At 70.9% G+C, this 9,835-nt stretch carries 6 protein-coding genes and 1 pseudogene; 5 read left to right on the forward strand and 2 right to left on the reverse strand.

The genetic code is table 11. From position 1 onward, the window contains the following. The 4 genes from ON39_RS32270 to ON39_RS32280 all read left to right on the forward strand — a co-directional run. Positions 1 to 688 (forward strand): isochorismate synthase (locus tag ON39_RS32270; protein ID WP_040739871.1); only part of this gene is annotated, 688 nt, incomplete at its 5' end. Between the two features lie 154 nt (positions 689 to 842). Next, positions 843 to 1,013: a DUF2613 domain-containing protein gene (locus ON39_RS47680; RefSeq protein WP_083894819.1), complete on the forward strand. Its 171-nt coding sequence runs from the start codon at positions 843 to 845 to the stop codon at positions 1,011 to 1,013. Positions 1,014 to 1,083: 70 nt separating this feature from the next. After that, entirely contained in the window at positions 1,084 to 5,982 is a 4,899-nt protein-coding gene (locus ON39_RS32275) for an alpha-(1->3)-arabinofuranosyltransferase domain-containing protein (RefSeq protein WP_425454135.1), read from the forward strand. Between the two features lie 14 nt (positions 5,983 to 5,996). Next, the gene (locus ON39_RS32280; protein WP_040739872.1) at positions 5,997 to 6,497 is read left to right on the forward strand and encodes a DinB family protein; all 501 of its coding nucleotides are present in this window, start codon (positions 5,997 to 5,999) and stop codon (positions 6,495 to 6,497) included. Here ON39_RS32280 and ON39_RS32285 read toward each other — a convergent pair whose 3' ends face one another. Next, positions 6,498 to 7,700: an acyltransferase family protein gene (locus ON39_RS32285; RefSeq protein ID WP_040739877.1), complete on the reverse strand. Its 1,203-nt coding sequence runs from the start codon at positions 7,698 to 7,700 to the stop codon at positions 6,498 to 6,500. Between the two features lie 202 nt (positions 7,701 to 7,902). Between ON39_RS32285 and pgfA the strand changes: the two genes are divergently transcribed. Further along, positions 7,903 to 9,048, forward strand: coding sequence for a cell envelope lipid trafficking protein PgfA (gene pgfA, locus ON39_RS32290; protein WP_040739874.1), 1,146 nt, complete (start codon positions 7,903 to 7,905; stop codon positions 9,046 to 9,048). A gap of 146 nt (positions 9,049 to 9,194) precedes the next feature. Here pgfA and ON39_RS32295 read toward each other — a convergent pair. After that, positions 9,195 to 9,835: pseudogene (locus tag ON39_RS32295) on the reverse strand (polysaccharide biosynthesis protein); the annotation flags it as partial.

Consider the following 9,835-nt stretch of genomic DNA (forward strand, 5'->3'; position numbering starts at 1 on the left):
CTTCGCGGTCGACCTCACCCCGGCCGGGCGCACCGGCGCGACGCTGGTCGGCGCCACCCCCGAGGTGCTCATCGCCCGGCACGGCGACACGGTCACGCTGCGCCCGCTGGCCGGCACCGCGCCCCGCCTCGCCGATCCGGACGCCGACGCGGCGCAGGCGCGAGAGCTGTTGGCCAGCACCAAGAATCGCGACGAGCACGCCTTCGTCATCGACTGGATCCGCGACCGGCTCGCGCCGGTCTGCGCCGAGCTGACCATCCCCGAGGGCCCGGAGCTGATCAACACGCACGAGGTCTGGCACCTGGCCACCCCGATCACCGGCCGGCTGCGCACGTCCGCGACCGCCCTGGATCTCGCGCTGCTGCTGCACCCGACGCCCGCCGTCTGCGGCACCCCGACCGAGCTCGCCCTCGACACGATCGCGGGCCTGGAGGAAGACCGCGGCTTCTACGGCGGGGCCGTCGGCTGGTGCGCCGCGAACGGCGACGGGGCGTGGGTGGTCGCCATCCGCTGCGCGGAACTCTCGGCCGACGGACACACCGTGCACGCGTACGCGGGCGGCGGCATCGTCGCGGCCTCGGACCCCAAGGCCGAGCTCGACGAGACCACCGCCAAACTGCGCACGCTGCTCGGCGGCCTGCACTGCGCCATCCCAGCGCACCGAGGCACGACGGGCTCCGGTCGATAGCGCCGTCGCCGGGCTGTGACGGCCGCCCCAGCCCCGGCACCTGCCGGAATCGACGCGGCACCCGCCGCAATCGACGGGCTGAACGCACCGGAGGCGACGGCGGGCTGCTAGGTTGACCGGGAATGTGCCTGCATCGATGTATTGGAGTGCCGCAATGAAGTTTGCTGTTCCTGGTGTCGCGAGTGCTGTCGGCGGCGCCGTGCTCGGCGTGATCGCGGTCCTCCTCGTCACGGTCGCGGTGCAGCAGAACTCCCGGCCCGACATCGACCGCAGCGGCGACAAGGACTCCTCGTTGCTGAACAACGTCGAGTACGGCAGTCGCTGAGCCGCTGACCCCCGCTCCACCAGCCGACTCGCCCGAACCGGCGACGCGGCGGCACAGCACTGCCTCGCGCATTCGCGGCTCGCAGGCGCCGCTGGGTAGACGCTGGTTCGCCGCGACCGTGCTCGTGGCCTTCCTGCTGACCTTCCTGCAGACGCCGGGGCGCACGGTCGCCGACACCAAATACGACCTGGCACAGAATCCACTCGGCTTCCTCGAGCGCGCGAGCCACCTCTGGAGCAGTCAGGCACCGATGGGCCAGGTGCAGAACCAGGCCTACGGTTACTTCTTCCCGCACGGCGCGTTCTTCTCCCTCGGGCATGTTCTCGGCCTGCCCGCCTGGGCCACCCAGCGCATCTGGTGGGCGCTGCTACTGCTCGCCGGCTTCTGGGGCATCGTCCGCCTCTGCGAGACCCTCGGCATCGGCACCCGCGGCTCGCGCGTCATCGCGGCGGTCACCTTCGCGCTGTCACCGCGCGTCCTCACCACCCTCGGCTCGATCTCCTCGGAGACGCTGCCGATGATGCTGGCGCCGTGGGTATTGCTCGCCCCGGCAGCACTCGGCGTCGCATACCGGCGCCGATCCGCCAGGCAGGGTGAGTCGTCTGAGCCAAGGCGACAGGGTGAGGTCGAGCGACGCGACGGAACCAGGCGACGCGACGAGACCGAGCGGCACGTTCAGACTGGGCAACGCGACGAATCCGAACGGCACGACGATACCGGGCAGCACGACGACACCGCGCGACACGACCAGGCCCGGCAGCATGACGACACCGCGCGACACGACCAGGCCCGGCAGCACGACGAGGCAGGGCGACGCTACGAGGCCGGACGGCACGACGATACCGGGCAACACGACCAGGCCAGGCGGCACGACGACACCGGGCGACACGACCAGACCAGGCGACACGACGACACCGGGCAACGCGACCAGCCCAGGCGGCACGACGAGGCAGGGCGACACGACCAGCCCAGGCGGCACGACGAGGCAGGGCGACACGACCAGACCAGGCGACGCGACGAATCCGGGCAGCACGGCAAGACCGGGCAACACGACGAGGCCGGGCGACACGACGAGGCCGGGCGACACGACGAGGCCGAGCGACTCGGCGAGCCTGGCGGACGCAATGGAGCTCGGCGACGCGACAAGGCTGGCGGACGCGGCGGGGCTTGGCGCGGACGCGGCGGGGCTTGGCGGCGGGGCGGGGCCGAGTCGGCGGCGGGTAGCGCGCTCGCGCTCGCGCTGATGGGGTCGGTCAATGCGGTGGCGACGGTGGCGGCGTTTCTGCCCGCGCTGCTGTGGTGGGCCTCGTATCGGCCGAATCGGGAGTGGTGGCGGTTCACCAGGGCATGGGTTCCGCTGCTGGTGCTGGCCACGTTCTGGTGGGCGGTGCCGCTGCTGCTGCTCGGCAAGGTGAGCCCGCCGTTCCTGGACTACATCGAGTCGTCGGGGGTGACGACGCAATGGGCGTCGCTGGCCGAGGTGCTGCGCGGCACCGACAGCTGGACGCCGTTCGTCTCGCCCGAGCGCATCGCGGGCGCGGTGCTGGTGACCCAGCCCGCCGCCGTGCTCGCCACCGGGCTGCTCGCCGCGGCGGGCATGGCGGGACTCGCGATGCGCTCCATGCCGTATCGCGGGCGGCTGACGCTGATCCTGTGCATCGGTTTGGTCGGCATCTGCGCCGGATACGTCGGCGAACTCGGCGGCCCGTTCGCGGAGTCGGTGCGGATCTTCTTGGACTCCGGCGGCGCGCCGCTGCGCAATGTGCACAAGCTGGAGCCGCTGATCCGAATCCCCTTGGTGCTCGGCCTGGCTCAGCTGCTGGCCAGGGTGCCGCTGCCCGCCTCGGTGCCGATGCCGGTGTGGCGCAGCGCCTTCGCGCATCCGGAGCGGGATCGCTCCGTCGCCGTGGCCGCGCTCATCCTCACGGCGCTCGCCCTGTCCACCTCGCTGGCCTGGACCGGCAGGCTGGCCCCGCGCGGCGCCTACGAGGCAGTCCCCGCCTACTGGCAGCAGACCGCGGACTGGTTGCGCCACAATGCCGCCGACACCCGCGCGCTGGTCGTGCCCGGCGCGCCGTTCGGCAGTCAGGTGTGGGGACTGACCCGCGACGAGCCCTTGCAGGCGCTGGCGAGCACGCCGTGGGCGATCCGCGACGCGGTGCCGCTGAACCCGCCCGGCACCATCCGCGCGATGGACTCGGTGCAGCGGTTGATCGCCGACGGCAGGCCCTCGGCCGGGCTCGCGGCGACCTTGGCCGCGCAGGGCATCGACGTCCTGGTGCTGCGCAACGACCTCGACCCGGACACCGCCCGCTCGACCCGGCCGATGCTGGCGCACAGCGCGATCGACGGCTCGCCCGGCTTGACGAAGGTGGCGGAGTTCGGCGATCCGATCGAATCCAAGGTGATCGCCGAGGATTTGGTGGCGGACGGCGATCTGCGACCGCCCTATCCCGCGGTCGAGATCTACCGGGTGGGCACGCCGCCGCCCGGCACACCGACCGCGGTGCGCAGCGGAACCGGTGCGCCACAAGCCTTCCCGGGGGCGTACACGGTGCCGCTCGACTCGGTGCCCGTCGTGGCGGGCGGCCCGGAGGTGCTCGAACGACTGCGCCGTGATCCGCGAACCGGCGACTCGCCCGTGCTGCTCGCCGCCGACGCGGCCCGCGCCGGACTGCCGCTCGGGCCGGTGACCGTCACCGACACCCCGATGGATCGGGAGTCGGACTTCGGCCGCGTAGACAATCACAACTCCGCGGTGCGCGCACCTGACGATGCCCGCCGCACGCACAACCTGGTCCCCGACTACCCCGTGCCCGGCGCCGACCTGGTGCGCGGGGAGTGGTCGGGCGCCACCATCACCGCGTCCAGCTCGGCCGCCGACGCCACCCAGCTGGGGGGCGCGTCGCCGGGCAGCTCCACCGCGGCCGTCGTCGACGGTGACCCGGCGACGGCCTGGATCAGCAATGGTTCCGAACACGCGCTGGGACAATGGCTTCGGCTGGACCTGGTCCAGCCGGTCCGGGTCGGGCAGCTTACCTTCAGCACCAGCGCCGCCGCCATCGGCGACCCGGTGAAGTGGGTCGAGGTGCGCACCGCCAACGGCACCGTCACCACTCGGATACCCGAACCCGGTGCGCCGGTGTCGGTTTCGCTGCCCGCCGGGAAGACACGGTGGCTGACCATCACCGCGATCCGCACCGAGACCGGCAAGGCAGGCGGGCAGTTCGGCATCAGCGAGCTCACCCTGGACGACTACGCCGACCGTGAGAACCCGGTCCGGGTGGATATCCGGCACCGGACCGTGCTGCCCGCGACGTCCGAGGGAGCGCGGGTTCGCGGCTGGGATCTCGGGCAGGAATTCCCCGGGCGCAGTGCGTGTTTCGACTCCCCGAATCGGGTGCGCTGTAGCAAGGGCCTGGCCTTGGCGCCCGAGGAGCCCGGCAGCTTCGAGCGCACGCTGTCGGTGCCGGAGCCCATGTCCGTCACGCCCGAGCTGACCGTGCGGACGAGACAGGGCCCCGCGCTGGAGGCTTTGCTCACCGACCGCGACCGCCCGGTCGCCCGGGGCAAGGCCGACGTCGGCGACCTGCGCGGCGCCGCGTTCGCCGCGACCGATGGCGACCCGCGCACCAGCTGGACCGCGCCGGAGGACTCGGTGCGGTCATCGACCGGCGGGCGACCGACCCTCACGATCGAACTGCCCGAGCCCGCGCTGGTGACCGGTCTGGAGTTGACCCCGTCCCTCGGCGGCCTGCCCGCCCCGCCCACCTCGGTGACGGTCAATCTCGGCAACGGCCCGCAGGTGCGCGAGCTGGACGAGGGCGACGCGGGCGCGCCGACGCGAATATCCCTGTACCCCACCGTGACCGACCGCATCGAGCTCAGCCTCCGGACGTGGCGCCCGGTGCTGGACATGACGGCGCTCGGGTTCGTGCAGTCGCAGCCGCCGGGACTGGCCGAGGTCGCGGTGCTCGGGCCGGACTACCCGGAGCCCGCGGCGCTCGACCGGGAGATCACCGTTCCCTGCGAGATCGGCCCGACCATCAATATCGACGGACAGCTCAGGCGCACCAGCGTCACCGCCACGGCGGGCCAATTGCGCTCCGGCGCTCCGGTTCCCGCGCGGGTGTGCCCGGAAGAGTCCGCGCCCCAACCCGATCCGCTACCGCTGCCGCAGGGACGCGTCGACGTGACGGTCGGGCCGACGGATCTCTTCTCCGTCGACCGGCTCCGCCTCGACCGCGCCGACATCGCCGCACCCGCCGAGCCGACCTCCGGCACCCGCGCGCTGGTGTTGCCGTTGAGCACGAATGTCGGCTGGCGGGCAACGACTTCCGACGGTCGCGCCCTCGAACCGGTGGTCATGAACGGCTGGCAGCAGGCTTGGTTGCTGCCGGCCGACGCCGAGGGGTCCGTCACCGTCTCGTTCCCCATCGACCGCTGGTACCGGCTGAGCATCTTCGGCGGTCTCCTGCTGCTGCTTCCCTTGATCGCGCTGGCCGTTCCACGGCGGGCGAAACTGGTGCGGCACGCGGCGACGACAGCCGCCGATCCGCAAACGGCCGAACCGACAGCCGCCAGTCTGCAAGCGGCCGAACCCAATTCCGACGAGGACGAGACCCGTACCGAAGCACGGACATGGGGTCCCCGTTGGCTCGGCGCGCTCGGGCTCGCGGCCGCGGCCACCGTCATCGCGGGACCGGTCGGAACCCTCGCTACGGCAGGCGCGCTCGCCGCCGCGCGATTCCTCCCGCGGTTCGCGCCGCGGGCGCTGGTCATCGTGGCGGGTCTGGGCACGGCGCTGTCGGCGGCGGCGCTGTCGACCGGTCCGTGGCGCGCCGCGGGGGGATACATGGGCGGCTCGCTGTGGGCACAGCTGCCCGCGGTGCTCGCGGTAATCGCCGTCGGCGTCGCCGCGCTGCCATCTCCTCGCCCATTCGGGCTGCGCCACAACGGACCTCGTTGATAATGTGACGCGGCGTGGACACCTGTGCCGAATGCGGTTTCGTTTACGATCTGACCCACGCGACCGATGTCGCGCCGCTGGCCAGGGAGCACGCGGTCGAATACGCCGACCTCCTGCTCACCGAGTCGCCGAAGTTACGGCAGCGACCGAAGCCCGACACCTGGTCACCGCTCGAGTACGCGTGCCACATGCGCGATGTGCTTCTGGTGCAACGCGAACGCGTGCTGGCCGCCCGCCGCACGCGGACCCCGGAGTCCTGGCTGATGGGTCGCGACGAGCGGGTCGAGCACGACGGCTACGCGGAGCAGAAGCCCACCGACGTCGGCCGCCAGCTCAGGGACGCCGCGCAGCTGTTCGCCAATGTGCTCGAGCGACTGGGCGACGAGGACTGGGCACGCACCCTGATGTTCAGCTACCCGGACCCGCAGGAACGTTCGCTGCGCTGGCTCGCGCTGCACACCCTGCACGAACTGCGCCACCACCTGCTCGATATGCGGCGACAGCTCGACAGCTGATCACGGAGCCGCGAGCCGGTCCTCCTCCTCGACCTCCCGCGGCGGCTTCGCCCGGTCCCGCCCGCGCGCCCACTGCCGCATCGGCTCCTCGATCAACGCGTAGCTGGCCGCGGCGACGGGCAGGGTCAACGCGACCGTGAGGACGACGACGTAGCCGAAGTCGCCGCTGAACGGCAGGATTCCGAACACCGGGAACACCACCCACAGCACCGCGAGATGCCAGATGAAGATGCCGTAGGACCAGCGCCCGATCGTCGCGGCCACCCGCGACCGCAGCCAGCGGTGCCTGCCGTCGCCCAGCACCAGCGGCGCGAGCAGTGCGAAGCCGATGATCGCGCCGAGGGCCATCTTCGTGGCGTACTGCCACGGCTCGGCGCGGGTGAGTCCGGCGGGACCGCCGACATCGGTGGCGGAGACCAAGAAGGCGGCGAGCGCGACGGCCCACATGAGGGGTTGATTACCCAAGGCGCCCCGCCACTTCGATAGCCGTTCGCTACCAAAAGAGAGTTCCGCGAGCACCATTCCCATCGCGAACCATGGCAAATAGGCGGGCAGCCAATTGTCGGCATGGATCGCGTCGGGCGTCGGCACCGGAATGAAGTTCCAACTCAGGCTCACCGCCGCGAGGCCGAGCACCACCGGCACCCGCCAGCGAACTCTGCTGCCGCGCAACCACACCGCCGCGAACGCGAGCACCGGCAGCACCAGATAGAAGGCCACCTCGACCGAGAGGCTCCACATCTGCGTCAGGCCATCGGTCAGCGTCAACGGCACAAAGACTTGCAGCAGCGCCAGATTCGACACCCAGACGCGCAACCCGGCCGTGCCCGCCGCGCTCGGCAGCAGGATCAGCACCACGCACACCACGACCCAATACGCGGGCAGGATGCGCGCGGCGCGATGCCGCAGGTAGTAACCGAGCGACGGCGCGCTCCCGAGCCCGCGGGCCGCGGCCGCGTGCGGACGCCAGAGCAGAAAACCGGAGAGCGCGAAGAACACCGCGACCGCCATATCGAACCGGCCGAGTACCCGGCCGATCACCGGCGTGCCCGCGGCCCCGGTCTGAAACGCGACGTGCGTCAACAGCACACCGAGGGCGGCCATTCCGCGCATGCCCTCGAGCGCGGGCAGAAAGGCGCGGGGCGGCGGCGATTCGGCCGCCGGGGCGGCGGCGGTGGCGGAGGTCGGCAGGATCGCGGTCATCGGACTCCAGTCTGCCCTGCCCATTCTCAGGTGATAACTCGACGTTTCACATTCCGCGCTAAACTCGGGCGATTTCTCGGCCGTTTCCGGCCTCGGCACCGCATGGTACGACACCGGACTGTTAGTGTCGGGGCTCACGAGTGCCGCGGGCGGCCCGCCGTACTCGCCGGAACGACCCTGTTCTACGACGAGGAGAGTTTGCATGGCACTGAGTGCCGGAACCAGAAGGACGGTGGCCTGCCTGCTCGTGGGTCTCGGCGCGTTGCTGATCGTCGCCGCGCTGCTGATCCCGACCTACACCGTCGGCAAACTGGCGAAGACTCCCCTCGATCTCGAGATCACCACCATCGCGACCAACGTGCCGAACGAGGACAGCATGGTGCTGGACTCCAAGTCGCTCAGCGCGCCGGAGGGTTCGGCGAAGATCGACACGAACGTGCCGCTGGTCTCGCAGCGCTTCCTCACCGTCGAGGAGCCCTCCGACGCCGACGAGATGACCGTGCAGGCGGGTCAGACGCTGCGGCGCATCGACAAGCAGGGCGACACCGGCCTGCTCACCGCGACCATCGACCGGGTGACCATCGACCGCAAGACCGGCGAGCCGGTCGACAAGGACCCGAACGGCTCCATCGCGGTCACGGTCGACAAGGAGATGAAGCCCGTCGCGGACCCGGTGCAGCACACCGGCCTGCAGTACCGCTTCCCGATCGGCACCGAGAAGAAGACCTACCCGTACTTCGATCTCAACGCGCGCAAGACCTTCGACGTCAACTTCGTCGAGGAGACCGAGATCAACAACATGCAGGTCTACCACTTCCAGCAGACGATTCCGGCGACCAACCTGTACGACGTGGTGAAGGCGCCGACCAACAAGCTGACCTTCCCCGCCGCGAAGTGGGGTGTGCCCGGCGAGGGCGATGTCACCATGGCGCGCTGGTACACCAACACCCGTGACCTGTGGGTGGAGCCCAAGACCGGCACCGTGATCAAGGGCGGCGAGCAGCTGCACCTGTACTACGGCCGCGACTCCAAGCCCGAGGTCACGGCGCTGAAGTCGCACGTCGTGTTCGACGAGAACACCGTCGAGTCGCAGATCGCGGTGGCCAAGGAGAACATCGACAAGCTGTCGCTGTACGGGCGGATCATGCCGATCGTGCTCGGCGTCATCGGCGTGATCGCGCTGATCGCCGGCCTCGTCCTCGGCATCCGCGGTGGCGGGTCCTCGCCCGCTCCGGCGCGCAGCGGTGGGCCGCTGAGCCAGGGCCGGGGCGCGCCGACCGGCAGTGGGGCGCGGCGCGTGGACAACGAGCCGCCCACGGAGCAGATCAATATCACCAAACAGCCCTGAGTCTGTCGATGAATTCGGCCCCCGGTGTTCAGCCGGGGGCCGAATTCGTTGTCGGGGCCTATGTTTCGGCCATCATTCGCCCGATGTCGTCGCACATGAGCGAAAGCTTGTGACTGCCGACGTGCCCGGTGACTCCAGGGCGCTCGCTACGCCGGGTTCCCGGGTCGAGAACTGTCACGATCGGCGGTACGCAGGACGATCACCGCGACCACCAGCGTGGTGACGGCGGCGACGGAGGCGACCGTGGTGATGAGCGCGGGAATCGACCGGGCGAACGAAACCATCAGCGTCACTTCGACACCCAGGCCGAGCCAGGTCAGCGCGGCGAGGGCGGTGCGGTCCACGGCGATCGCGGAGAGCATCGCGCCCTGCAACACCGCGAGGATCGCGCCGTGCAGGGCGAACAGCCAGAGCAGGCCCTCGATGGGGGCGTAGTCCTGGCCCGCCAGCAAGGGAGCCAACGGCGCGGCGAGCGCCGCGCAGAGCACCGCCACGATGCCGATGCCCGAGAGCACCGCCAGCGCCGAGCGGATCGCCCGCGCCGAATGCGTCGGCTGCGCCATCCGCGGATACAGCACGACACCGACCGCCTGCGGCAGCCAGAACGCGATCTTCGCGGCGATGGTGCCGAGCGCGTAGCGGCTCGCGTCCGCGTCGTCGAGGACCATGCGCACCACGATCAAGTCCGTCGACGACAACGCCATCAGCGCCGCCTGCACCTGGGCCGCCCGCAAGACCGGCAGCACCCCGATGGCATGGACCACCGCGTCCTCGTCGGTCGCGCGAC

The organism is Nocardia tenerifensis NBRC 101015, assembly GCF_000308715.1.
Lineage (GTDB): Bacteria > Actinomycetota > Actinomycetes > Mycobacteriales > Mycobacteriaceae > Nocardia > Nocardia tenerifensis.